The organism is Wolbachia endosymbiont of Tuta absoluta (assembly GCF_059414725.1).
The window spans coordinates 1-338 of the sequence record NZ_JBNRJY010000399.1; the positions used below are offsets into that span (position 1 = coordinate 1).

Genomic DNA, 338 nt, shown 5'->3' on the forward strand with positions numbered 1-338 from the left:
TGACATGCGATGCAAACAAAGGACTTTTGAAGATTTGATAGTTTAGCTGTCCCTACTTAGTAAGTTTGATACCTTTCAAACCAATGCAGGTGCGGAGCGACAGTATGCTTTAAGCCATGCAACGTGGTTTCGTTGCAAAAATCTGTATAATTAGTAAAGCATGACCGCAGCACACGACGTACTGCTGCAAAGCGTGATCGATCCCTTTGAGGTGCTAGATGTCGAAGGGGTAGGGGAATTAATCAGAATAGCTATCGAAAGGGGCAAAAAAACCAGAAAAGAAATTAAACTTGGTATATGTGGAGAGCATGGAGCGAATCCACAGTCCATAGAGTTTT

1 protein-coding gene is annotated in these 338 nt (G+C 42.3%); it reads left to right on the forward strand.

The window, feature by feature from the left end:
• Window positions 1–193: 193 nt before the first annotated feature.
• Window positions 194–338: putative PEP-binding protein (locus ACJ5GX_RS04315; protein ID WP_495292738.1), on the forward strand; the 145-nt coding region annotated here is incomplete at its 3' end.